Below are 26,527 nucleotides of genomic sequence, written 5' to 3'. Positions count from 1 at the left end.
ATTTATAGTATAGAAATAAATTTAGCTTAAGCTAAGAAATTTAATTAGCAATAACTATGTTAACCATATATAAAATAAAATAAGAAAGGGATGTGTTTTCTTGGAGAACGAAAGAAATTTAAAAAACACAGGTATATTCATATCTAAGCTTTCACCATCAAGAGAAGGTCTAGATACGAATATAAATAAATTAAGACAATTAACTAAATTTTTAGGTCCCGCATTTGTTGTAAGTGTGGCATATATAGATCCTGGAAATTTTGCTACTAATATAAGTGGTGGTTCAAAATTCGGATATTCACTCATCTGGGTTATTTTATTTAGTAATTTAATGGCTATTTTTTTACAGATAATGTCAGCCAAGCTAGGTATAGCAACTGGATGCAATCTTCCTGAAATGTGTGCTAAAGTATTTTCTAAACCTACAAACTGGTTATTTTGGTTTATAGCAGAAATAGGTGCTATGGCAACTGATTTGGCAGAATTTCTTGGAGGCACCTTAGGATTATATTTATTATTTCATATTCCCATGATTTACTCAGCACTTATAACAGGCTTAATAACTTATATTATATGTTATACGGAAAAATATGGCCAAAAAGCTGTTGAAGTAATAATAACAATACTTGTCTCCATTATTTGCATAGCATATACCATGGAATTATTCCTTGCTAAACCAGATTGGTTTCAAGTAGGAATGCATACAATAATTCCCTCATTGCCTAATGATGAAGCAGTATTAATTGCTGTAGGAATGCTTGGCGCAACAGTTATGCCCCATGTAATTTATCTACATTCACAATTAGTTCAACACAGAGGCATTGATTCTTCTGATGAAGGAAAATTAAGGCATTTAAAAATGGAAAAACTTGATGTTACTATTGCCATGAACATTGCCTTTGTAGTAAATGCTGCAATGGTTGTAGTATCTGCTGCTGTATTTAACAAAAATGGATTAATGGTCGATACAATGGAACAGGCACATACTTCATTACAGCCTTTATTAGGATCTTTATCAAGCAGTGCCTTTGGAATAGCACTTCTTGCATCTGGATTATCCTCCTCAGCAGTTGGTACAATGGCAGGTCAAACCATCATGAAAGGCTTTGTAAATCTAAGTATACCTGTAAATATAAGAAGATTAATAACCATGCTGCCTGCACTAGTCATAATTGGACTTGGAATAAATCCAATGAAATCACTTATTTTAAGTCAGGTAGCACTTAGCTTTATACTCCCTTTCCCAATTATCCAAATGCTTGTTATAGCTAAACGTAAAGACTTAATGGGCTCTTTAGCCAACACTGGCTTTGTAAGATTCTTGGGTATTATAATAGCCTCAATAATAATAACGCTGAATATAGTACTCATATACCTTACCTTTACTGGCAATCCTTTTTAACTAAAATGATCTAAAGATTATTTCTCAGAATATGTACTTTTATAAAATTTAAGTCTTTACCTGAAAAAAGCCGGTAGAATAATAATTATTCTACCAGCTTTTTTTCACTTTGGAGGAAATCTGTGATTATTAGGGAATATGGTTGCTATGTACTTAGTTCTTTAATTATTTAAGACCTTGTTCATAGCTTTCAATCATGTGTTTAACCATGTAGCCGCCAACACTTCCATTTTGTCTTGAAGAAAGGTTTCCTTTATCTTGGCTTTCATAGTTTTGTAATCCTATTTCTGAAGCAACCTCAGTTTTTAATCTGTTTAAACCTGCTTTTGCTTCTGGTACTACTACTCTGTTTCTTCCACTATTGTTTGAAGACATAATATCTACCTCCCTTAATATATATAAATTTTGCTTGGCAGTAATATATTAACCATTATGAAAAATTATAATCTATTAAATTACTGGAAAAATTGGTATGGCTAATCTAAACTTAGATAAATAACTCCAAGGTTCCATTTTTTAATATTACGAATATAAATACTTTATTTTTATCTTTTAACCAAAGGGAATGCAATAACATCTTTTATAGTATTTGCTCCAGTTAAAAACATTATCATTCTATCAATGCCAATTCCTAATCCGCCTGTTGGAGGCATTGCTGTATCAATAGCTACTGCAAACTCTTCATCCATCGGACTTGCTGTTTCTAATCCTCCTCTTAATTTTTCAGCTTGGTCATGTAATAATATACGCTGCCTTAATGGATCATTTAATTCTGAATAAGCATTTCCAAGCTCTACTCCATATGCATATGGCTCAAATCTTTCTATTAAATCAGGATTTTCTCTATGAACTTTACAAAGTGGTGATGATTCTTTTGGAAAGTCTATTACAAAAGTAGGTTGAATTAATTTCTTCTCACTATATGCTTCAAAAAGATTTACTATTAATTCTCCTTTTGAAACTTCATTTATGTTTAAACCTTCATTTTGTTCTTCAATTAAAAGAGAATTTTCTTTAATTTTATTTACAATTTCTTCTTTAGTTAAGTTCTCTACATCAATACCTGTATCTTGTTTTACAAGATTACACATAGTTTCTCTTTTCCATGGAGCTTTAAAATCAATTTCTTCTTCACCATATTTTATTTTAGTAGAACCATTAACAGACATAAATACATGTTCATATATGCCCTCCATAATTCTCATCATCTCTTCATAATCTGCATAGGACATATAGCATTCCATCAAAGTAAATTCTGGATAATGCGTTCTATCAATTCCTTCATTTCTAAAAGATCTTGCAAATGTATAAACCCTTTCTATTCCTCCAACAATAAGTCTTTTTAAATACAATTCTGGAGAAACATTCATATATACTTCACAATCCAAATCATTAACAAAAGTTTTAAATGGTTTTGCTTCTCCTCCACCATATTTCGTATCAAGAACTGGTGTATCGCATTCAATGAAATACATATTATTTAAATATTCTCTAATTGCAGTAATTGCTTTGGAACGTTTTATGAATCTTTCTTTAACTTCTGAATTCATTATCATATCTAAAGATCTATGTCTTTGTTTTAGATCAGAATCTTGAATTCCATGATATTTTTCAGGAAGTGTTCTTATTGATTTAGATAAAAGTTCAAATTTATTTGCCCTAATAGTTATTTCTCCTGTCTGAGTCTTAAATACACTGCCTTTTACACCAATAATATCGCCAACATCAATTAATTTTAAAACATTATAATTTTCATTTCCAATTAGTTTTTTACTAAAAAATATTTGTATATTCCCTCTTTCATCTACTATATTAGCAAAAGTAGCATTTCCCATTCTTCTCAGAAACATTATTCTTCCAGCTAGAGAAAATACTTTATCTTCATCAATGTTATTAAAATTATCGCATATCTCTTTTGTATAAGTTTTTTTATCAAAATCATAATTATATGGATATGGATTGATTCCTAACTCATAAAGTTTATTTAATTTTTTTATTCTTTCTGTTATAAATTCATTTGAATTTGTCATTATATTTTCTAGTTCATTTAAATTTTCATATTGCTCATACATTTTTGTTACCACCTTTACTTATTTATTGATTAATTTAGGCACATGAAAAAATATCATGCTAGATATACTAGCCCATTGATTTGTTATCTTTTTGATATTGCCATAATACAAATAAAAAAAAACCTTCACCTCCAAGATTATTAATCTTGAGGACGAAAGTTATAAATTCGTGGTACCACCTCAGTTTATGCATGCGTTGCCGTATGCACCTCTTCAAGTACATCAAAATTGAGATACTCTATACCTATAACGGGGTATTCCGTCACATCCTACCTCTATAAATAGACTCAGTGTGCAGCTCCAAGACCTTCTTCAACAAAAATACATTACTCCATTCCACCATCTAGAGCTCTCTAAAAATGAATCTCTTGCCTACTCTTCTTTTCTTTGCCTTTACTGCATTTTACAATAAAATGCCTAATCTGTAAATATATTTTTATCATTTTTTATAAAACTCTTTTCTTATATTCCTTCAAAAATTCATATCTAAATTCTTCGTTATTAAGTTTTGTCTTAAATCTATTTAAATACACTTCGTAGTCCCACTTCTTTCTCTTATAATAATAATCTCTTGAGATATGATAAAAATCACTTGGAAATTTTATCAAAATATATAGTAATTCTTTTTCTTCTTGTTTTAATGGTGAAATTTTCTCATATCCATTAATACATCCTAGAGTTTTCTCAATATTAAAGGCTGCATTTTTTATAGACTTTAAAATGAAATCACCTATGTCCATTATTCTTAAATCAATGGTCATAAAGTCAAAATCAATAATGCTTAATTCAGTATCCTTAATTAAAAAATTATGATAAGCTAAATCATTATGACAAATGCCAATTGTATCTCCTGAACTTCTTAATTCTTCATATTTACTCTTTAATAAATTTTTTTGAACTTCTTCAATTTCAATCAAATATTCATCCACATTATTATTAAATAATATATCAAATTCATTTTTATATTTATAATTTTTGACCAAATTCTTCATCCACAGTAATTCGTCATAAGCTTTTTGAAGCTTATCTTTCAATGGAATATCTAAAAAATCCTTATTATATTTGCTTTTTAAATATTCCCTAAGCCCCTTAGATGCCTTATGAAGCAGTGCTACATTTTCTGCACAAAGATTTATCTCCACTGGATTTGAAAAAGCAGCTTCCCTTCCATCTAATATATCCATAACAACATAAATTTCATCCTTCCATTTCTTATAATTTAAATTATCTTTAAATTTATTGTATGTTATTATGTTTCCATAACTCTTTTTTACGTAATCCAAAGCGTCACTTATTAAATTAACCCTATCTACGTCATAATTTACTTTTTTTAAGATCTTATTTCCTTCATCTGTTGATATTACAAATACCTTTCTAAGGGGTGCAATATCATTTACCTTTATTCCTAATTCATTAAAAAACTTCAAGCTCAAGTCATAATCACATAAATAGCATTTTTCTGAATATCTGATTTTATTCATGGTTTTATCCTCCTGACAACTATAGCTTAAGATAAATAGTTTATTTATAATCAATTACATTTAATAAAATTTTTACTTTCATACTTTAAATCCTTTTCAAATTCTGCTAAAATTGCCTCTTCTGTCTTACCTTTTTTCATTACTGCTTCATCTTCTATTTCCACATATTTAGTCCATGTCTTTAAGAAATCTCTTGGATAGCTACAGAGACCTCTTAAATAATCAAAACTATTAAATGAAAGATGAGATTCATATATAAACGCTCTTATTATTTCTTCCTCGTCTATGTTAATCTCTGCTTTTTGCAATTTCTTAATATAATTATATAAATCCTCCTCAACTAAGTTGTATGCCATATTTTTTATCAGCCCAACTTCAATTTTTTCACCATTTCTTTTTAAATTGTTAGGTTGAACTTTTTCAAGGCATACTTCTTCTCTATTCATACTCCTCCTTATAACACCCAAATAATCATGTTCATGAATATAATTCAGAGCTGTTTCACCTTTTTTTAACATAGCTTTTCCATTTGCTAAAATTAATTTATCCACTTCATTAGGATAAGACTTATGAACTATCTGATTATAATTCCTCTCAAGTCTTTTTATTTGAACTTTATAGTCTTCAATTTCCTTACCAATAATACTCTTTATGCCACTCAAACCTGTAAAACTGCATCCAACTAATATTTTGTGGAAGTCCACTATTAAATTAACTTGAGAAATGATATCTTTATAAGTAATATTTCTATCATAATGAAAATAGTGTCCAATAATAGTTATTCCCTTTTTACTTAAATAATTTTTTATTAATACCTCATCCATTTAATTTCCCCCGTTAAAATAACTATTAATAAACTTTTCTCTAAACTCACAATCTTCAAGATATTTTTTTAATTTATTTTTGAAAAACTCTTCTCCCCAAGGCTGTTGCTCCCAATAAACTTGAAGGCCTATTTGCCAAAATGCTTGAGGAAATCTTATAAATTCTCTTATAATGGGAATCTCCTCAGCTCTAATCTCCATATTATTCTTGTAAGCTCTCAAAATTAGATCTGCTTTTTCTTTTTCCCATTTCCCATCTTTCATAGTCCTTATGAGTAATGAACATAAATCATGAAGATGTGAATCCAAAATACAATAATCAAAATCTATAATATTAATCTTCTTATTATTATCTACTAAAATGTTATGATGAGCATAATCATGATGGCAAAAGCTTCTTTTAAAAACCTCCTTTTCCATAAGCTTAACATAATTATTTTTTTGAAGACCTGCTATACTTTTTTCTGCTCTCTTTATTTCCTTTTCAACATTGTCTAAATATAACAAGTCAAATTTAGATTTATGAGCCTTTTGACTTATTCTATTTTGAAAATCAAGTACTTCATTTTTTCTTGTTTCAAAAACCTTAAGCCACGAAAACCAGCCAATTCTTGGCTTCATATTCTTTTCTATATTGAAACCCTTACTGCATTCATGTAATTTTCCAAGCTCTCTAGCTACTATTTCTAATTCTAAAGGATTATCATAATTGCTCACTCTTGATGGAATCCACCTTGTTAAATAAACATATTTTCCATTTAGACTTCCGTATTCTATCTTATCTTTATTAAGAATAAACTCTGGAATATTATTAAAACCATTTCTTTGAAGATGTTTAATTGCAGATAAAATAAAATAAAAATGAGAGAATTCATATTTAATTACTTTTAAACAATATCCCCCATCTTTTGTATCAATTTTATAACTATTTTTTACTTTTTCTATATTATCTGTTTTCAAGCCGTAACTTTCTTCAACATAGCTTTTAATTTGAAGTATCTCCTTATTATTCTCCATAAAACTTTCCTGCCAGCATTATTTATTTTCATTATATGTACTTGAATAATTTATTGTGATTTATATTCACCAAAATTAAAAAGCAGTAATATTTTATAATATATATGTGTTTTAGGGGTGTTCATATGAAAATTGCCATTGATGCTCGTAGTGCTGCTTTACATCATGGAACTGGTATAGGTACTTATACAGAAAATCTCATATCAGAAATACTTTCTTTAAATTCAAAAGACGAATTTACTTTATTTTGCTCTGGAAAGATTAATGAAAGCTTTAATAAAAAAAACTCAAATATAATATATTCATCTGGCAGGCATGGCACTTTCTATGAAAAATATTATATTCCTAATGAATTAAATAAAACCAATATTGACTTATATCATATCCCACAAAATGGTATAGGCTTTAATTTTGATAGTGAAGTTCCAACTTTAGTTACAATTCATGATTTAATACCCTATATAATGCCCGAAACAGTTGGCATTGGATATTTAGATAGATTTTTGCGTGATATGCCAAACATAATTGCTAAATCAAGTGGTATCTTAACTGTATCTGAGCATTCAAAAAAAGATATTTTAAAATTTTTTAGTTTCTATCCTGAAGATAAAGTATTTGTAACACCTCTTGCTGCAAATAATAATTTTAAACCCTTAAACAAAATGGCTTGTAAATTATATGTAGAAAAAACTTTTGGAGTAACATCTCCTTATATTCTTTATATTGGAGGTTTTAGTTTAAGAAAAAATGCTTTAGGATTAATCAAAGCATTTAATAAAATTCACAAAGATTTGAATTTGCCATATAAGCTACTTCTTGGCGGATCACTAAAAGATGAAGGTGCAAAATTATCAGCCTTTGTTAAAGAAAATAAAATGGAGGATAAAATAATTTTTGCAGGCTATATAGAAGATAAAATACTGCCAATTCTATATAATGGCTGCGAGGCCTTTGTTTATCCTTCTTTTTATGAAGGCTTTGGATTACCTCCTTTAGAGGCTATGAGCTGCAAGACGCCAGTAATAACTTCTAATTTAACTTCAATTCCAGAAGTAACCGAAGATAATGCTATTTTAATAAATCCATATGCATTAGGCGAATTAGAAAAAGCCCTTGTGACTCTATTAAATGATGAAGACTTAAAAAACTCATTAAGTGAAAAAGGCTACTTAAGAAGCTTAGAATTCACCTGGAAAAAAACAGCCCAAAATACGTTAGAAGTTTATAAACAATTATCAATGCTATAACAAAGTGGCTACGCCACATTTAATTAATGATGAATGGTGAATGATTCATTTTTCACCATGTAATACATCCATAAGCATTGATATCACTAAGTTTCAAAATTAATCTTTTTATACTTTTCTATAAAATAAAAAATGGAGTATCAAAATATTTCTATAATTTTGATACTCCATTATATATTCCTCAGAAAATTCTTCGAGAAATTTCATCATTAACTGTTATTATTGTCAGACCTAAGTTTTTGTTTTACTTTTATATATTTATCATACTCCTCAATCTTAGGTGTTTTTTCTTCCACATTGCTTAACATTACAAGAGGACTTTTACCAACAAAATTTTTTACGTTATCTTCAATTTCTTTACTAGTGTAAGTATATAAATAACTTGAAAAGAATTTTCCTTCTTTCACATACTTAACAGCTTGTTTATTATTAGTTATTACATAAGTTATAAATTTTTCAATTAACTTTTCATTATCAGCATTTTGATTATATACTAATAAATTATCTCCCTCTGTTGCAAAAAATTTATTGCCTCCAGGTTTAATGCTTGGTACATTTCCAGCACTCCACTGGCATGGTGTTTCAATCTTCATTATTTCGCTCATAGCATTAATAGAAGATATTCTTCCTATAAAATCCTCATCACCTGTTACCTTTAAAATATTATTTTCCTTCAATTTTTTAACCATGGCTTGAACTTCTAGCTGTATAGCTTCTACGCTTTTATCTTTAGTAAAAATTTGCATAGTTAATAAATCTAACAAATCTTCATAATCTTGCCCAGTTGCATTTATTATACATACTTTACCACTGCTTTTTTCATAAATTTCCTTACCGATCTTTATGATATCATCCCAGGTGTTTAAATCTTCTCTTTTATATTTATATTGCTTTAATATATCTTCCCTTATATAAAAAACTAATGGTCTTGAAGTCAACGGTATTCCTATTGAATCCTCATCATGCTTAACTTGATTTATTCTATATTCGGAAAAATTTTTAGCATAGTTATCTAAAAGTTTATCATCCTTGTTATAATATGCATACTCATCTAACTTTAATTGTTGGAAATTAAATCTGTCAATTTGTGCAATGTTAGCACTTTTCACCTTAGTATTTTCTGATGTATTGGTGATTTGATTATAATTTTCTAATTTTTTTATGTTAATTACAGTTTTATCATTCACTTTCATAAAACCATTTGCACATTCTACTAGATAATCATAAGCATTTTCACTTACTAAAAGTTCAATACTTCCTTTAACCTGCTGTTCCTTATTAGGTTGAAATAAATTAATACTTATTATTCCTAATACTAATAAAATAAATGAAACAACAAAATATTTTATTTTATTTCTCATATTTTATCCCTCTAATTAATGGAGTTTATTTTTTCATGTACATCTATTAATTCTAATGCCAAATCCTTAAATGTCATAGTTGTCATTAAATGATCTTGAGCGTGTACTAAAAGCAAGGAAAAATCTATTTTATCACTTGCCGCCTCACCTTGAATTAAACTTGTTTGTGAACTATGGGCATACCCTAATTCTTCATCAGCTTTTATTATTAATTCTTTTGCTTTATCAAAGTCACCTTTTTTAGCTAAAGCAATTGCTTCCATTGAGCAGCTTCTTGCTTCTCCGCTATGCATTATAATATTTAATATTATTTCTTCCATGTCTTTCTCCTTTAAATTTTTAAGCATTTAATAATAAAAACTAAAGATTTCAATTCCCCCTTATTTTTTTATATTACTACTTTTCTTAAACTTTTTAAAGTAAAACTTTACATAATAGGCATCTAATTGAAAATAGGATTAACAATTGCTTACGACACAATCATCAATCCTATTTATTATAAGTTAAATTTAATTTGCTTTTTCCTCTAATACAACTGATAAATTAACATTTTTATTATTTCTCACTACTTCTATATTAATTGTATCGCCTGCAGATTTAGTTTCTTTTATTGCCTTAAGTTCTTTAAAAGTCTTAACTGATTTTCCATCACATTTAATAATGATATCACCAATTTTAACTCCTGCTTTCTCTGCTGGTGAAAATTCATCAACTGCCATTACATATATACCTTCTTGCAAATTGTGTTGTTTAGCAGTAGTACTATCAATTTCTCTTATTTGAATTCCTAAGTTTAAAATAGGTTTTGATAATGCATCAATTTTATTCTTTACTTCATTTATAGGAATTGCAAAGCCTATACCTTCAATACTAGTTTCCCCTAAAGTTTGAGTTCCTAGCTTTAGTGAATTTATTCCTATAACTTGGCCTTTAGCATTTACTAATGGGCCCCCACTGTTTCCTGGATTAATAGCCGCATCTGTTTGAATTAAGTTTACACTTGTTCCACTTTGACTTTCTATAGTTCTATTGCTTCCACTTATAACTCCTTTTGTTAGTGTTTGAGCAAAGTTTTTAGAAAGAGGTGTTCCAATTGCTATAACTTCTGCGCCAGGATATACTTCATCTGAATCTCCAAGTTCTGCAACGGCTGGAACCTTTGTTCCTTCTTTTAATTTAAGCATTGCAATATCTTTTTCTGAATCATAGTTTACTATACTTGCACTAACATCTGTGTTATTACTTAAAGTAACTGTAATTTCCTTAGCAGTTGAAATAACATGATAGTTAGTTAAAACATATCCTTCTTCATTTATAATAAAACCTGATCCCATACCTTCTTGGCCTTGTGTAAATCCATTAGATGCCCCTTTAGTTGAAACAATAACAACTGCAGGTGCTACCTTATTAAATGCATCTGCTGCTGACATTGCATCAGAGCTGCTTGCCGTAAATGATTGAGGAATAGAGCTGACTATTTGTTTTGTAGCCACAACATTACTTGACTTAAGCAATGAATAAGTTATTGTACTTCCAAATACTCCACCTATCATAGTAATAAATAACATTCCAGCAATTTTTCCTAAAACACGTAAGCCTTTTCTCTTTTTCTTTTTAGGTTCTGTATAATTAATATTTTGAAAGCAATCATCCCATGCAACTTGTTGTCCTTCATTTACTGGAAGTGATTCAACATCAATAAATTTATTATTATTTTCATTATTGTTATTCATAAAAGTTTCCTCCTAATTATATAATTATAATTTATTTCACTAGTCTAAATAATATGTTTCAAGTTTCAAAGTACTTTAAAACTTATTTTTCAGTCCTACTTTATATTTTTATTATAAAGTGGTTGTGTGTCAAACAAATGACAATTATATATAATTTTCTTAGACATATTTTATGATTTTTTATTGGATAATTTTTTCGCTTCTTTCATAACGTTATTTATTCCATTAACAATTGTATCAGGGTCTAATAAGGAAACTGGCGAATCACTTGATTCTTTTTTATATAATGTTGTAAGTGCTGCTTCCCCTAATTTTATTGCTGGATCATTTTCATTGCTAGTTATTAAATAAAATGGCATAGCTTCAAAAAGTCCATCTTTTTGACTATCTGAAGAGCCTTCATATAAATTTCTTAATTCATTTGAAACAGCTTCTTTATAGTTTTTTTTGTTTTCAAAGCCAACAAATTCATTTAATTCATTTTCGCCTAAATGTTCTTTAAACACCTTGTTTTCAGTAGTTAATCCCATGCTGCTTAATAATGAAGTTAAACTGAAGTTAGTACCTATAGTTTCAAATTTACTCCTATAATATTTAGACTTAATACTTTCTTTAAATTCATTGGTCTTAATAACTTCTTCTGACATTGGATCAACAAGAATTACACCTGCCACTGACTTCGGATATAACTTTATAAAATTTGTTATAACCAAACTTCCATATTCTTCACCTACCAAAACATAAGGTTCTGAAACTCCAGCTTTTCTAAGCAAAAGTTTTAAATCCTTAGCTTGGTCTTCTGGTGTTCGAACTTCTCCTCCATCATTAAATCCATACCCTCTTCTATTATATATGAAGGTTGACATCTTTTTATCCTCTAGAGTTTTACAGATATTTTCCCATTCATACATATTGTTTCCCAATGCTCCATCAAATACAACAGTATAATCAGTGCCTGACTTAAACTTATATTCCATCTTTTTGCCATCTATTCTACCGTACTTAAATCGTGATTTTAATCTTTCGCCGTCTATAAAATTAGTTATAATCTGAGCCACAACTCCTACAAGAAATAATGCAACAAAAAAGATTACAATTTTTTTTAATATTTTTCTCTTGCTAACTTTATCTTTTTCAAGTTTATGTACCACATTAGAGTGTGCTAATAACTTCATCTTAGAATCTACCCCTCCCCTAACTTTAAATTAGGTTTTGCGTTTATATCTAAATCAGATATTATTCCTTCCTGATAATTAAAATACGCTGCACTTCCAATCATTGCTGCATTATCAGTGCATAATATAGGTGATGGAAATAATATTTCAATGCCTCTTTTTGCGCCTTCATCTTGAAGCGTCTGTCTCAAACACGAATTAGAAGCAACTCCCCCAGCTACAGCAATTTTTGTAATTCCTCTTCTCTCACAAGTTAAAAATAAATTAGTTTTTAAAACATCAACAATTGCCTTTTGAAAAGAAGCTGCTATATCTGCTACGTTTATCTCCTCTTCTTTCATTTTAGCCTTGTTCAAATAATTTAGTACAGCAGATTTTACTCCACTAAAAGAAAAATCTAATGTGTCATCTTGAAATTTAGCTCTTGGAAATTCTATTGCATTTTCATTTCCTTCTTTAGCTATTTTATCAATTTTAGGCCCTCCTGGATATCCAAGCCCTAATGCTCTAGCAACCTTATCATAAGCTTCCCCTGCCGCATCATCTCTTGTCTGAGCTATTACTTCAAAATCTCTATATCCTTTTACATGCACTATAAAAGTATGCCCTCCTGAAACGACTAAAGAAACAAATGGTGGCTTTAAATCCTTATGCTCTATAAAATTAGCACTAATATGTCCTTGAATATGATTAACTCCAATTAGTGGCTTGTTTGAACCTAATGAAAGACCTTTAGCATATTGAAGTCCTACTAAAAGTGCTCCAACAAGTCCTGGTCCATAAGTAACACCTATTGCATCAATATCCTCTAGTGAAACTTCTGCTTCTCCAAGGGCTGCTTTTACAACACTATCTATAACTTCTATATGCATTCTTGATGCAACCTCAGGTACAACTCCACCATATTTCTTGTGAGTATCTATTTGAGATGCAATTACATTTGATAAAACTTCCCTGCCATCTACAACAACTGCTGCAGAAGTCTCATCACAGCTTGATTCTATTGCTAAAATTATTTTTTTACTCATTTTTATTACCTCTTTTTTATTTAACTGATTTAATTCTATCCTATAATATAAATAATTTCTCTATTCTTTGACATTGTTAATATATTCGTAATATTGTTTAATATATTTGTAATATTTTAGTAAGTTTCTAACATTGAACCTTATTGAAATATATTTAATTCCTAAAATATTATACTTTATATATTAAATATTATCAAAGTTCAATTTAATAATACAACTCACTGCAATTGTATAAAAGACACATATGCTGTATATTTTAATTAATACTTATTTTTTATTTAAGGAGATTTTAAATGTCTAATTATGCTAAGGTAGTAATTAATGGTTCACCCATTACTAAATCAAATTTTAAATTACACAATATGGACGGTCGTGCAATTTTACCAATTAGTTCTGGAAAATATCATGATAGATATGCATTATATGAACAAGAAATAGCACTACTTGCAAGGAGCCAAAATCCTGATATAGTTTTTTCTGAAAGTTTAATAGCAATATTAAAGGTTTATTATAAAAGTGAAAAACGTCATCCAGATACTATTAATATTACTAAAAGTATATTTGATGGAATAGAAAAAAGCGGTCTTATAGTTAATGATGCACAAATAACAAAGATTTTTACTGAAGAATATTATGACAAGGAAAACCCTAGATTTGAATTAGAATTGTTTGCTGAAAGTGAATATGATTTTGGTTATAGCATTACAAAAAAAGCTACCCCAACAGCAGCAAAATTATATTCTCCAATAAAAAAAACTTTAGTAAATAATATTTCAAATAACAATGCCTTAGATAAAAAAGTTCCAAATAAAATAAAGCCTAAGTCTATTATTAATACCACTACAGATATAAATAAAACTAATAAGAAAAATACCTCAAATCTGAATAATTCCTGTGATATTTGCAATAAAACTATTATTTCAGATGATTATATTAAAGCTGATAATGGAAAAACAATAATCTGCAAAAAATGTTTTAAAAAATTATTTTAAAAAAGGAAACTCGACTCGCATTCGCTCGTTGAGTGCTCACAGAGTAAGCGACCATCATCAAATCATAGATTTGAGATGTCTGCTTAAGTTCAAGTACCCAAATATAAAATTTGGACTTTCACTTAAAGGAGGTTGTATTATGAATAATCATTTTGATATTATTTTTTTTGGTGATAGCTTAACTTTTGGATATGGAGTTCCAAAGCAAAATTCCTGGGCATATAAAGTAACTCATGAACTCTATCCTTCATCATTAAATAAAGCATGTAATGGTGATACTACCACTTCCATGCTTTCTCGTTATTATGACGATGTCTTAAAATATAATCCTTCTAGACTTTTTATAATGTGTGGTACAAACGACCTTCTTTTAGGAAGATCTGTAAATTCAATAATAGATAATATTGAATTAATGATTAAAGATGCAATAAATATTAACTCAAAAATTATAATAGGTATACCACCTAAAATTATAGGATCTATGGCAAATAAACTTTTTTCTCCATCACATTTATATGATTATGCAGAAAAAGAACTTCTCCCCCTAAGAGCTGCGCTTATTAATCTCTGCGAGAAATATAAACTAGAGTTTATTAATTTTTATGATTTGACCTTAAATGAAACTGACATATATTTAGATGGAATTCATCTCACCTCATCAGGGCATAATTTAATGTACAAAGAATGGCTTAACATTTTTAATAAATCATGAATTAATAGATGTACTTTTTAATATATTCCGCTGCTTTTATTCCACATTCAATACCATCAGTTTCTTTCATATGCATAGCATTTTCTCCATATACTATATTACCACATGCAAAAAATCCATCTAAAGATGTTTTATAATCTATTACTTCTGGTCCTAACAGTTCATTATTAATATCAATTTTTAATTTTCTTAAGATAGCACTTTCAGGAATGAATCCAACTGATAATAACAAGGAATCACATTCTTTTTCCTCAATCTGATTATCTTTTAAATTCATTATTTTTACCTTTTGAATTCTTGTATCTCCTTCAATTTCGATTACTCGTGAATTTTCAATTACAGGGATATAAAAACCATCTATTATATCATGTATTTCCGAATCAGCCATTTTATCATAAGAATTTTCAATAACTACCGCTTCTATATTTCCACCTTCTATTATAAACCTTCTTGCAACTATAAATGCCCATTTGTCCTTAGCTATAATTATTGTTTTCCTGCCTGGAAGATATCCCTCTAGATTAATTATTCTATGAGCCTCTCCAACGGTAAATATACCTGTAAGACCATTAGTAGGTATAACAACATTTCCTGAATATCGTTCCTTTGATCCCATAGCAAATATTATTGCTCCAGCTGTAACATCTTCAACACCTTCATTAGAATTTACATATGTAACTGTCTTTTCTCTTGTAATATCTAATAATGTAGTATTTAACAATATATCTATTTTTGATTTGTCTAATTGTTTTTGTATATAATGGATATATTCTGGCCCTGTTACTGGCTCGCCTAAAAATTTCTCTCCAAATCCATTATGGATACATTGGTTAATTATTCCTCCAACAACAGATTCCTTTTCAATAATAAGTATTTTTTTTATTCCTGCATTTGCAGCACCCATTGCTGCAGTCATTCCAGCTATTCCAGCTCCAATAACAATCAAATCATAAGTTGGCATTTCAATCCCCCATTAATAAAATATTTTTTCTTTTATTATAATTTTATTAGCTTTTTTGACTTCTTCATAACAATTAGCATATCATACATACCAATTATTTCTCCAAAAGTTATTTCCTCCTCTAAATTATAATACTTTATTGATGTATCATTTAATAAAATTGATACACCTTTTTTATGTAACATCTTTATTTCTTCTAAGGCACTAGAATCCTTTTTTAATAATTTAACTGCAGAATTTAAAAATAAGATTTGTCTAGGAAGCTGTTCACATTCATTTAGCAACTCAAAATATTCCTTCATTAATATTATGCCTAATTCATCGTCACCTTGACCTAATTTTTCACTTGTAATTAATATAGAATAAATATTTTCCTCTTCTTCAAGCTCTAAACATCCTCTTTTTTCTATTTTTAAAGCAAATATATTTTCTTCTTGTTCTACATGATATCCCTTATGAGCTGCATATCTTATTACATTTGAACGCTCTAATTCATTAGCAACTAATACAATTGCTTCCCCTTCACCAATTGTATTAAAATATTTCTTCATTTCTCTTATAATCTGTAAATATGCAAAACCTCTACAATCAATTTCCTTCATAAGTATATCCCCTTTTCACTATTTGATTTAATATATTAAGATTTCATTACAATCATATATTAAATTAACTTAATTTATTATAATCATATTATACAAATTTTCTTAGATTTATGACATACTTTCTTTAATTAATCATTAATTATTAATGATTAATTTAAAGAAGATATTCATTCATAATATCTTTAAACATAATTCAAGAAAAAACAATAGGCTTTTCCGCCTTAACTGTAAACAGCTAACTGCTAACTTTAATATTTCCATTTGTTTATTTTATAAATTTATGTATACTATATTGTAGCAATATATATTTTTTGAGGTGAATCATGAGTATTTTAAACTCTAAATTTAAAGATTTTTTAAGAAATACTATGACAAAGGATACAATTATAAGAATAGCCTTTTTTATAATTCCCTTACTGTCAATTGTCTTTAAAGGAATCCTATTCCAAGGATTTGTTACTAATCAAGACCCCTATAAATTTGATTTTTCTGCAGGCTATTATGCAGCTAAACCAAATTTAAATTATTATATAGCTTTTACTTTAATATTTTTAAGTTTTTCTCTATTATTTAAAGGAAAAGGTAGAATAATATATACGTTTTTAATGGACGGCTTATTAACCTTATTAATCCTAATTGACCTATGGTATTTCAGAGGATTTTTAACGGTTCCATCAGCACTGGTATTAAGTCAAACTTCTAATTTAGATAATATGTCTGGAAGCATTCTTTCTATGCTTAGTAAATTAGATATTATTTTCTTATTTGATTTTGTTATACTAGCCATATATACATACTTAACTAGGCATTCATTTACAGCAAAGCATCATAGAGCAATAAAAACTTCAATTGTTGCATTTGTTTTATCAATAGTATTTGTAGTTTATGTCCCATTTAGTATAACTGTACTTAATAATAAAAATGTTGAAAATGCTTATTTATTCGATGGTTATGATAAATCTAATACGGCAAGATATTTTTCACCTATTGGCTATCATATCATTGATTGTTATACAGTATATAATGATTCTAAGCAGTATAAACTAACAGACACAGATAAAGCTGATATTAAAGAATTATTTGAAGTTAAGAAGGAAGACCTTCCTAACAATAAATACTTTGGCATGGCAAAAGGAAAAAACTTACTTTATATTCAAGTTGAATCCTTAGAAAACTTTGTTATAGGACAAAAAATTAATGGAAAAGAAATCACTCCAAACTTAAATAAATTATCTCAAGCTGGATTTTACTTTCCAAATACTTTTGAACAGGTTAATGAAGGGACAAGCTCCGATGCTGACTTAATGGTTAATACTTCTATGCTTCCATTAAGAAAAGGAAGTACCTTCTTTAGATATCCTAATACTAACTATAATTCACTTCCAAATATTTTAGAAGATGAAGGTTACTCAACAACAGCAATCCACCCTGATAAAGGTTCCTTTTGGAATTATGCAAATGGACTAATTGGAATTGGTTTTGATAAGTTTACTGACTATTATTCCTTTAATACTGAGGAAATAATCGGACTTGGAATTAGTGATAAAAGTTACTTTGAACAAGTTGCACCTATGATAAAGGAAAAACAGCAGCCATTTTATGTTGAAACTGTAACACTAACAAGCCATGGACCTTTTGATTTACCTGAAAAATATAGGGAACTTGACCTTGATCCTGAACTAGGCCAAAGTGAGCTTGGAGGATATTTTGAAAGTGTTCACTATACTGACAAACAAATAGGAAACTTCCTTGATTTATTAGATAAGGAAGGACTTTTACAAAATACTATGGTTGTAATCATGGGAGATCATACAGGTGTTCATAAATACTATAATAGCAGTATAGATCAATTATCAAATAAAGAGGATTGGTATTTAAATACTGGAAATCCAGTAGTACCTTTAATAATTTACAATCCATCCTTCAAAGATGAAGCTAAAACCTTTGATTTATACGCTGGGCAAATTGATGTTATGCCAACAATACTGTACTTACTTGGTGTAGACAAAGATAGATACGAAAATACTGCATTAGGCAGACCTTTGTTAAATACACAAAAATCTTTTGCTGTAATAACAAATGGAACTCTTAAAGGCGGAGAAAATCTTACAGATAAAGAAAAGGAAGTTTATAAAAAGTCTCTAGAAATTTCTGATAAAATGATACGTGCCAATTCGGCTCATAATTAAATATAGTGGAAAAAATACCATCTCTGCTTATAGCTAATTCAGAAAATATGCTAGTTTTAAATATATCAACATCCTTATCTTATTTCCTATATTATATCCTATAAATTACTGCCTTAAAACAAGGTTTTAAATTTTCTATATACAAATTAAAATTGATAGGCTGTTGCAAATAAAATTTATGTTTTGCAACAGCCTATTATATAATATTCTCAATATCTACAAATTTAATATCCTAATTATATTAAATTTATTTTTTCTTTATCTTTTTCAATTCATCCTTTAACCTATCAAGAGGAGCATTGTATTTTAAAGATTTCATATTAGGAAAAGCCTTAAAAATACGCTTATTAACTGATTTATTTTTCATTATTGTGCTTTCTAATTTAGTTTTTAAATTTCTAATTAATTCCTTAGTATGGGCAATTTTTTCATTTTCCATTAATTCATCAAGCTTTTCTATATTTTGCTGTACTATGTCTTTATATACTTCGCTCTTTTCCTTAATTTCCTGATAAAGCACATTTATTTCTTTAAGTTTTCCACTTAACTGTAACATTTTATAGCCCGTAATTATTGTATCCATAAAAAAGCTTATAGCTAATATTCCTAATACAAATATATCTATGCTATTTGGAATACTTTCAATGATTTTGGTTATAACAGGATTTATAAAGTTAACAGTAATAACAGATAAAATTCCAAATAGAACTGAATTCAATAAACAAACTCTTCCCTTTAGATTAAATTTATGCTCAGAATAATCCCACCATTTAAGATTAAATATTACCTCTAATAAAAATCCTGTGAAGTATTCTAATATGCTGGTAAGAATCATCCCGCATAAAAATAATAGTATAATATTATCTGCAACTGGATTTAATACACTAATTACTATAACAGCTCCAACTCCATAAATCGGACATACTGGCCCTTTCAAAAATCCTCTATTTACAAACTTTTTATCTATTATAGCACAGTAAGTTGTTTCACATATCCATCCTAAAAAACTATAAACTGAAAAGTAAAAAAAATACATACTAACTATATTCATTCCATAACCTACCTTGGCAAGTATATTATTTTCCTGCTACTGAAAGTTCTTTTACAACTATTGACGGACACCCTATGCTGCTCATTGGGAATTTCAAATCACTTCCAACTTCCTCTATATCTTTAAGCAAAGTAAAGAAATTACCTGCTACTGTAATTTGTTCTACTGGAAAACTCTTCTTGCCATTTTCAATCATAAAACCTTTAGCTGCCAAAGAAAAATCTCCTGTTACCGAACTGGCCCCTGAATGTAACCCTGCAAATTCAGTTATAATTAATCCTTCCTTAACTTCCTCACAAAGTTCCTCAAAAGATTTTTCTCCTGGCTTAATGTAAAAGTTTGTTTCACTTACACCTACAGTTGATGCATATGAACCTTTAAATCCATTTCCTGTAGACTTTACTCCTGCTTTATGAGCAGTTTTTAAATTATATAGCAAAGTGTTTAATTTACCATTAGTTACAATTTCCTTTGTATAAGTTGCAACACCTTCATCATCAAAAGAAGTTGTTCCAAGTCCATCTTCTAAATGAGGATCATCAATTAAGGTAAATATATCCGAAGCTATCACTTCACCTTCTTTTCCTTTTAGTAAGGACAATCCTTTTTGTGCTTGTTCTGCATTAAATATTCCTGAAAAAGTTCCAAGTAAAGATACCATTGCTTCATTATTTATAATTATCTTATATTTCCCTGATGGAATACTCTTAGCACCAATTTTAGCAATTGCTTCTTCTAAGCCTTGCTTAGCTAAGTCCATTGGTTTAATATCTTGAACCGTTTTAGCTAAAACATATCCCATTCCATCATATTTTTGATTATTATCTTCAACTATTGGTACTACATATGCAGTCAAACTATTTCTTTCATTCTTTAAATTAAGACCTTTGGAATTTATTATTCCATAAGTAGACTTACCATATACAATTCCACACCCTTGAAAATTAACAACTTTATCGCATTGTTTTTTACATTCCTTTTCCATTTCCAAGGCCAATGAAATAAGTTCATCTGGTTTCACATGGTCTAATTCTTTTTTGTAAGAATTAATTTCCTTATACTCTTTATCGCCTTCGTATATAAATTGAATATCCTCATTTTCTATAGCTAATGCTGCACCTTTAGCATTATTAACTAGAGTTTTTATTGCATCTTCATCCAATATTTCAGTATAAGAATATCCCATTTTACCATTTACTTTTCCTCTAAAAGAAAGTCCAAATGCATTAGTTAATTTATATTTTTCAACTTCACCTTCATAAATATTTAAACTCAAATTTTCAGAATCAGCATAATATATTTCGCATTCTTCAAAGCCAGAATCTTTAGCCTCTTTAAATAATTCTTCCTTAAATAAGTTAAAATCCATATCTATCTACCTCCTACTGTCATTTTCTTTACTCTTATCATAGGCTGACCTACATTAGTTGGTATACTTCCTGATGATGAACCACACATTCCCTGAGCTACTTCTAAATTATCTCCAACCATATCTATATCCATAAGCACTTCGCTGCCTTTACCAATAAGACTTGCACCTCTTACTGGTTCTTGAATTTCTCCATTTTTAACTAAATATCCTTCTTGAACAGCAAAATTAAATTCACCAGTTACTGGATTAACTGAACCTCCACCTAGCTTTTTAGCATATAAACCATCTTCCATTGATTTAATTATATCCTCTGGCTTATCACTTCCAGCTGCTATATAAGTATTAGTCATTCTTGAAGTAGGTTGGAATTTATAGCTTTGTCTTCTAGAACTTCCTGTTGCCTCCATATTCATACGTCTTCCATTTAATTTATCAATCATATATCCTTTTAATATACCATTTTCAATTAATATATTTTTTTCAGTCTTATTTCCTTCATCATCAATATTCAATGATCCCCATGCATTAGGCACTGTCCCATCATCTATTGCAGTTACTTTAGTAGATGCTATTTGCTCTCCAAGCTTATTTGCAAATACTGAATTACCTTTGGCCACAGCACTTGCTTCTAAAGCATGACCACAAGCTTCATGGAATATAACACCACCAAACCCATTATCTATTGCAACAGTCATATTTCCTGCTGGACAATTCTTTGCATGAAGCATAGTATGAGCTATTCTAGCTGCTTCTCTTCCATGATATTCAGGATCAATATTATCAAACATTTCAATTCCCATATGTCTTCCTGGACCTTCAAAACCTGTTTGATTTTCTGAACCCTTTGATGCTATTGCACTAACTCCAAGTCTTGTTCTTATTCTTGTATCTTGAACATATAGTCCTTCTGTATTTGCAATCAAAACCTTCTGTTCTTTATCTGCATAGCTTGCAACCACCTGTGAAATCTCGTCACTAAAATTCTTTGCAGCTCCATATGCGCTTTTTATAATAGCTATTTTTCTATCATAAGCTACGTCTTTAGGGCAATAAATTATTGGATGTATTGTTACTATCTTCTTTTCATCCAATACAATTTCACTATTACTATTTTCCTTAGCTTCTCCTAAAGCTAAAGCTGCTCTATATGCAGTATCTAATAAACTGCTCAAGCTATTATTATTTGTATAAGCATATACACTATTAAATCCTTTAAGAATTCTAATTCCTATACCATAACTTCTTCCTCCTATAGCATCGTCCACTTTTCCGTCTACTAATGATATAGAATTGTTTATTGAATCCTCTTCAAATATTTCTGCAAAATCTCCACCTGTTATTAAGCATTTTGCTAGTACTTCTGATACAACATTTTTTGATAACATATCGTTCCTCCTTGCTTCACTACATTCTTATTATCTTACATACTATTTTATCCAAATTATATAGGGTAAAAATATTTACTCAGATAGATTGGTGACTGTCACCATATTATTTTTTAGTTAATAATTAATATTATACACTTAGTTTTATCAATATTCTAATATATAAGATAAATTAATCTACTTTATTTTATATTTTAAATACTGCACTAATAATAAAAAAATTAACTTAGAAATGTCTAAATGATTTCTAAGCTAATATTGTCTTACTTATGTCTAACTTATATATAGTTTTATTTCAAAACCCTAAATTCATATCCTTGTTCTTTTAAATATTTTATTATCCCTGGCAAAGCTTTTGCTGTTTCTTCTTTTCCATAAGTATCATGCATTAATATAACTGCTTTTTCTCTTTTTCCTAAGGTTTTTATACATTCTTGCGTTAATTGCTCTGCATTTTTTTTGCCACCTTCTTCTGCATCACCTGAAAGTGTATTCCAATCTACTTGATGCCAATCTTTTTCATGCAATGCTTTTTCCACAGCCTCTGCCCCTTTAGGATCATCCCTATTCCATGATATTAACCCTCCTGGAAATCTAATAGCTCTTGTTGAAAAATCTTCTCCTAAAACATTTTTTAATGACTTATCTGTTTTTTCAAAATCAGACATGCAATTTTCTAAATTTATCTTTTTTATCTTTCCAGTTCCAAATAAATAACCGGTATCATGTGAGTAAGAGTGAATACCTATTGTATTACCTTCCTCTAATTCCCTCTTTACCAAATTCTTACTTGCTTCATTTTTATCAATTAGTTTACCTATAAGGAAAAAAGTTGCATGTACATTTTCAGCTTTCAGTATATCCAATATCTGAGGTGTTACTGTTTCTGATGGTCCATCATCAAAAGTTAAATAAGCCACCTTCTTACCATCTGCACCTTCTGGCATCTGATTTTTCATTTGCTGTGCTAAATATTTTTCAATAAATGCAACATCTTCTGTATATCCATTATCTGAAGATTGTTTACTAGAATTATTGCTTAATGGATTTTTATCAGTTGTGTTAATTTGATCATCGTCTTGTTCAACAACCTGGACAGTTTGAACTGCTTTTTTACCTTCTGCAAACTTAAATGCCATAATAACACTACCACAAACCATAAATGCAACAAGTATACAAAATAACACTCTAACTCTAGCCTTTTTAATTTTTTTTGCTCTATTTCTACCTTTTTTATTACTATACTTCACTGTATACTCCTCTGTATTAACTAATAACTATTTATTCGAAATGTTTTTATATATTAGTATTTATACTTTATAATTTCAAACGACAAACCTTATTTCTTTATTGGAATTTATATATGTTTAGAATGGAAAAATTAACCTAGAAATTCTTTAATAATTTCTAAGTTAATTCTTATTTTTGATTTTATTAATATACAGTTTTATTTTAACACTTTAAATTCATATCCTTGTTCTTTTAAATATTTTATTACTTCTGGTAAAGCCTTTGCAGTTTCTTCTTTTCCATAAGTATCATGCATTAATATTATAAGCTTTTGTTTGTTACCCATAGTATTTATAACTTCCTGCTTTAATTGTGCTGCATTCTTATGAGGGCCTTCCGCATCCTTAGATAATGAATTCCAATCTACTTGATGATAATCTTTATCTGCTAATGCCTTATCCATTGCTTCCATGCCTTTGGCATCCTTCTTTGCCCATGTCATATGCCCACCAGGAAATCTAATAGCTCTTGTAGAAAAATCTTCTCCTAAAACACTCTTTAGTGATTGATTAGTTTTTTCAATATCTGCCATAATATTATTTACATTGATAATATTCTTTGGATACAAGTAATTATAATTATGTGAGTAAGTATGATTTCCTATTGCATTTCCTTCTTCAAACTCACGTTTAACTAAATTTTTATTTGTTTCACTTTCATCTATTGCTTTTCCAACAAGGAAAAAAGTAGCATGTACATTTTCAGCTTTTAGTGTATCTAATATTTTAGGGGTTACTGTTTCCGATGGACCATCATCGAAAGTTAAATAAACCACTTTTTTACCATCAGCACCTTCTGGCATTTGGCCTTTCATTTGTTGTGCTAAATACTTTTCAACAAAGGCTACATCTTCTGTATATCCATTATCTGATACTTGTTTATTTGAATTGCCACTTAATAAACTTTTATCTGTAGTTTTAGTTTCATTATTTGAATTTGAATTATTTCCTTCTTCAACAACTTCAGCAGCTTGTACTGCTTGTTTATTTTCTGTAAATTTTAATGCCATTATAGCACTTCCACAAACTACAAATGCAGCAGTTATACTAAATAATATTATAGCTCTAACCCTTTTGATTTTTTTTGCTCTATTTCTACTTCTTTTATTACTATACCTCATTGTATACTCCCTATACTTTTAACAAATATTATTTTATATTATTACTCCAATTCAATAAGAGAAAAACACTTTATTATCTATATATAGTATATGTTTTAACTTGAATTTATACAAGAACCAAGTTATTATATTAAGATTTATTTAAGATTCCTCTATTTTCAAGCTATTTATAATATATCCAAAAATATTTTATCCTTAATATTTTTGACTTTAACATAATATATTTGGACATAAAAAAAAGTCGACTACTCGACTAAAATTTCTTTTGTTTATATTATTAAAACTTATTATAAAATAAAAATGGCTCCGCGAAGAGGACTCGAACCTCCAGCCTATCGGTTAACAGCCGAGTGCTCCACCATTGAGCTATCGCGGAACGTTAAGTGATTTCCCAAATCTATGATTTGGTTGAAAGAACTTATGCAAATCACTTTAATGATTTGTATTCCTTTATTCTTTCAAAATTGCACACAGTTTTTAATGTATTTTTTACAACTTGATTATATTGGTCAAGCCCTCGACCTATTAGTATCAGTCAGCTAAATATGTTACCATACTTACACCTCTGACCTATCAACCTTGTAGTCTTCAAGGGGTCTTACTAGCTTATGCTATGGGAAATCTCATCTTGAGGTGGGCTTCACACTTAGATGCTTTCAGCGTTTATCCCTTCCCGACTTAGCTACCCAGCTATGCTTCTGGCGAAACAACTGGTACACCATAGGTCAGTCCATCCCGGTCCTCTCGTACTAAGGACAGCTCCTCTCAAATTTCCTACGCCCGCGACGGATAGGGACCGAACTGTCTCACGACGTTCTGAACCCAGCTCGCGTGCCGCTTTAATGGGCGAACAGCCCAACCCTTGGGACCTACTTCAGCCCCAGGATGCGACGAGCCGACATCGAGGTGCCAAACCTCCCCGTCGATGTGAACTCTTGGGGGAGATCAGCCTGTTATCCCCGAGGTAGCTTTTATCCGTTGAGCGATGGCCCTCCCACGAGGTACCACCGGATCACTAAGCCCGACTTTCGTCCCTGCTCCACTTGTAAGTGTCGCAGTCAGGCTCCCTTCTGCCTTTGCACTCTACGAACGATTTCCGACCGTTCTGAGGGAACCTTTGGGCGCCTCCGTTACATTTTAGGAGGCGACCGCCCCAGTCAAACTGCCCACCTAACAATGTCCTGTCACCAGTTTCATGGCATCCAGTTAGAACCTCAATACTATCAGGGTGGTATCCCAACAACGACTCCACCAAAGCTAACGCTCTGGTTTCCCAGTCTCCCACCTATCCTGTACAGACAATACCGAAATTCAATGCTAAGCTACAGTAAAGCTCTACGGGGTCTTTCCGTCCAATCGCGGGTAGCGAGCATCTTCACTCGCACTACAACTTCGCCGGATTTGCAGTTGAGACAGTGCACAAGTCATTACGCCATTCGTGCGGGTCAGAACTTACCTGACAAGGAATTTCGCTACCTTAGGACCGTTATAGTTACGGCCGCCGTTTACTGGG

Annotated in this window: 22 protein-coding genes, 1 tRNA gene, 1 rRNA gene and 1 other annotated feature; of the genes, 5 read left to right on the top strand and 19 right to left on the bottom strand. The window is 29.7% G+C overall.

Going from position 1 to position 26,527, the window contains the following annotated elements; translation table 11 throughout:
* Nucleotides 1–100: 100 nt before the first annotated feature.
* Nucleotides 101–1,402: an Nramp family divalent metal transporter gene (locus tag GXK56_RS09200; protein ID WP_160687171.1), complete on the top strand. Its 1,302-nt coding sequence runs from the start codon at nucleotides 101–103 to the stop codon at nucleotides 1,400–1,402.
* A 165-nt stretch (nucleotides 1,403–1,567) separates the two neighbouring features.
* Here GXK56_RS09200 and GXK56_RS09195 read toward each other — a convergent pair whose 3' ends face one another.
* From GXK56_RS09195 to GXK56_RS09175, 5 genes are all read right to left on the bottom strand, one after another.
* Nucleotides 1,568–1,777, bottom strand: a complete 210-nt coding sequence (locus GXK56_RS09195) for an alpha/beta-type small acid-soluble spore protein (RefSeq protein WP_160687170.1) — start codon at nucleotides 1,775–1,777, stop codon at nucleotides 1,568–1,570.
* 170 nt (nucleotides 1,778–1,947) lie between these two features.
* Complete coding sequence (gene lysS / locus GXK56_RS09190) at nucleotides 1,948–3,474, bottom strand: lysine--tRNA ligase (RefSeq protein WP_160687169.1); 1,527 nt, start codon at nucleotides 3,472–3,474, stop codon at nucleotides 1,948–1,950.
* Between the two features lie 145 nt (nucleotides 3,475–3,619).
* Nucleotides 3,620–3,871, bottom strand: a binding site (T-box leader).
* 49 nt (nucleotides 3,872–3,920) lie between these two features.
* Nucleotides 3,921–4,955 (bottom strand): CotS family spore coat protein, encoded by a 1,035-nt coding sequence (locus GXK56_RS09185; RefSeq protein WP_160687168.1) that lies wholly within the window; start codon nucleotides 4,953–4,955, stop codon nucleotides 3,921–3,923.
* A 50-nt stretch (nucleotides 4,956–5,005) separates the two neighbouring features.
* Entirely contained in the window at nucleotides 5,006–5,779 is a 774-nt protein-coding gene (locus GXK56_RS09180; RefSeq protein ID WP_160687167.1) for a spore coat protein, read from the bottom strand.
* On the bottom strand, nucleotides 5,780–6,796 hold the full coding sequence (locus tag GXK56_RS09175) for a CotS family spore coat protein (protein ID WP_160687166.1): 1,017 nt from the start codon (nucleotides 6,794–6,796) through the stop codon (nucleotides 5,780–5,782). It abuts the gene before it with no gap.
* A gap of 125 nt (nucleotides 6,797–6,921) precedes the next feature.
* Here GXK56_RS09175 and GXK56_RS09170 point away from each other — a divergent pair, with 125 nt between their 5' ends.
* Entirely contained in the window at nucleotides 6,922–8,043 is a 1,122-nt protein-coding gene (locus GXK56_RS09170) for a glycosyltransferase family 1 protein (protein WP_160687165.1), read from the top strand.
* Between the two features lie 209 nt (nucleotides 8,044–8,252).
* Here GXK56_RS09170 and GXK56_RS09165 read toward each other — a convergent pair whose 3' ends face one another.
* From GXK56_RS09165 to tsaD, 5 genes are all read right to left on the bottom strand, one after another.
* On the bottom strand, nucleotides 8,253–9,404 hold the full coding sequence (locus GXK56_RS09165; protein ID WP_160687164.1) for an ABC transporter substrate-binding protein: 1,152 nt from the start codon (nucleotides 9,402–9,404) through the stop codon (nucleotides 8,253–8,255).
* A gap of 11 nt (nucleotides 9,405–9,415) precedes the next feature.
* The gene (locus GXK56_RS09160; protein WP_160687163.1) at nucleotides 9,416–9,724 is read right to left on the bottom strand and encodes a PTS lactose/cellobiose transporter subunit IIA; all 309 of its coding nucleotides are present in this window, start codon (nucleotides 9,722–9,724) and stop codon (nucleotides 9,416–9,418) included.
* 189 nt (nucleotides 9,725–9,913) lie between these two features.
* Nucleotides 9,914–11,137 (bottom strand): trypsin-like peptidase domain-containing protein, encoded by a 1,224-nt coding sequence (locus GXK56_RS09155; RefSeq protein WP_160687162.1) that lies wholly within the window; start codon nucleotides 11,135–11,137, stop codon nucleotides 9,914–9,916.
* Between the two features lie 170 nt (nucleotides 11,138–11,307).
* Nucleotides 11,308–12,312: an alpha/beta fold hydrolase gene (locus GXK56_RS09150; RefSeq protein ID WP_160687161.1), complete on the bottom strand. Its 1,005-nt coding sequence runs from the start codon at nucleotides 12,310–12,312 to the stop codon at nucleotides 11,308–11,310.
* Between the two features lie 8 nt (nucleotides 12,313–12,320).
* Complete coding sequence (gene tsaD, locus GXK56_RS09145) at nucleotides 12,321–13,340, bottom strand: tRNA (adenosine(37)-N6)-threonylcarbamoyltransferase complex transferase subunit TsaD (RefSeq protein WP_160687160.1); 1,020 nt, start codon at nucleotides 13,338–13,340, stop codon at nucleotides 12,321–12,323.
* A 293-nt stretch (nucleotides 13,341–13,633) separates the two neighbouring features.
* Between tsaD and GXK56_RS09140 the strand changes: the two genes are divergently transcribed.
* Both GXK56_RS09140 and GXK56_RS09135 read left to right on the top strand, forming a co-directional pair.
* The gene (locus GXK56_RS09140; RefSeq protein WP_160687159.1) at nucleotides 13,634–14,332 is read left to right on the top strand and encodes a RusA family crossover junction endodeoxyribonuclease; all 699 of its coding nucleotides are present in this window, start codon (nucleotides 13,634–13,636) and stop codon (nucleotides 14,330–14,332) included.
* Between the two features lie 139 nt (nucleotides 14,333–14,471).
* Nucleotides 14,472–15,044, top strand: a complete 573-nt coding sequence (locus GXK56_RS09135; protein ID WP_160687158.1) for a GDSL-type esterase/lipase family protein — start codon at nucleotides 14,472–14,474, stop codon at nucleotides 15,042–15,044.
* Between the two features lies 1 nt (nucleotide 15,045).
* On the opposite strand, the gene GXK56_RS09130 is transcribed toward GXK56_RS09135, so the two are convergent.
* A complete protein-coding gene (locus tag GXK56_RS09130; protein ID WP_160687157.1) occupies nucleotides 15,046–16,005 on the bottom strand; it encodes an FAD-dependent oxidoreductase in 960 nt (319 codons plus the stop codon).
* A gap of 35 nt (nucleotides 16,006–16,040) precedes the next feature.
* Nucleotides 16,041–16,607, bottom strand: a complete 567-nt coding sequence (gene yedF, locus GXK56_RS09125; RefSeq protein ID WP_160687156.1) for a sulfurtransferase-like selenium metabolism protein YedF — start codon at nucleotides 16,605–16,607, stop codon at nucleotides 16,041–16,043.
* A 323-nt stretch (nucleotides 16,608–16,930) separates the two neighbouring features.
* Here yedF and GXK56_RS09120 point away from each other — a divergent pair, with 323 nt between their 5' ends.
* Nucleotides 16,931–18,796, top strand: coding sequence for an LTA synthase family protein (locus GXK56_RS09120; RefSeq protein ID WP_160687155.1), 1,866 nt, complete (start codon nucleotides 16,931–16,933; stop codon nucleotides 18,794–18,796).
* Nucleotides 18,797–19,043: 247 nt separating this feature from the next.
* Here GXK56_RS09120 and GXK56_RS09115 read toward each other — a convergent pair whose 3' ends face one another.
* The 7 genes from GXK56_RS09115 to GXK56_RS09085 form a co-directional block, all read right to left on the bottom strand.
* Nucleotides 19,044–19,847, bottom strand: coding sequence for a hypothetical protein (locus GXK56_RS09115; RefSeq protein ID WP_160687154.1), 804 nt, complete (start codon nucleotides 19,845–19,847; stop codon nucleotides 19,044–19,046).
* A 25-nt stretch (nucleotides 19,848–19,872) separates the two neighbouring features.
* Nucleotides 19,873–21,216, bottom strand: a complete 1,344-nt coding sequence (locus GXK56_RS09110) for a TldD/PmbA family protein (RefSeq protein WP_160687153.1) — start codon at nucleotides 21,214–21,216, stop codon at nucleotides 19,873–19,875.
* Between the two features lie 2 nt (nucleotides 21,217–21,218).
* On the bottom strand, nucleotides 21,219–22,604 hold the full coding sequence (locus GXK56_RS09105; RefSeq protein ID WP_160687152.1) for a TldD/PmbA family protein: 1,386 nt from the start codon (nucleotides 22,602–22,604) through the stop codon (nucleotides 21,219–21,221).
* A gap of 290 nt (nucleotides 22,605–22,894) precedes the next feature.
* On the bottom strand, nucleotides 22,895–23,854 hold the full coding sequence (locus GXK56_RS09100) for a polysaccharide deacetylase family protein (RefSeq protein ID WP_202127851.1): 960 nt from the start codon (nucleotides 23,852–23,854) through the stop codon (nucleotides 22,895–22,897).
* Between the two features lie 197 nt (nucleotides 23,855–24,051).
* Entirely contained in the window at nucleotides 24,052–25,014 is a 963-nt protein-coding gene (locus tag GXK56_RS09095) for a polysaccharide deacetylase family protein (RefSeq protein ID WP_160687151.1), read from the bottom strand.
* A gap of 301 nt (nucleotides 25,015–25,315) precedes the next feature.
* Nucleotides 25,316–25,390 (bottom strand) — tRNA-Asn (locus GXK56_RS09090).
* A 129-nt stretch (nucleotides 25,391–25,519) separates the two neighbouring features.
* A 23S ribosomal RNA gene (locus tag GXK56_RS09085) occupies nucleotides 25,520–26,527 on the bottom strand; the annotation flags it as partial.

Source organism: Clostridium sp. C2-6-12 (assembly GCF_009928485.1).
Classification (GTDB): domain Bacteria; phylum Bacillota; class Clostridia; order Clostridiales; family Clostridiaceae; genus Clostridium.
Note: the sequence above shows the minus strand (reverse complement) of the source record. Positions and strands in the feature narration are given on the sequence as shown.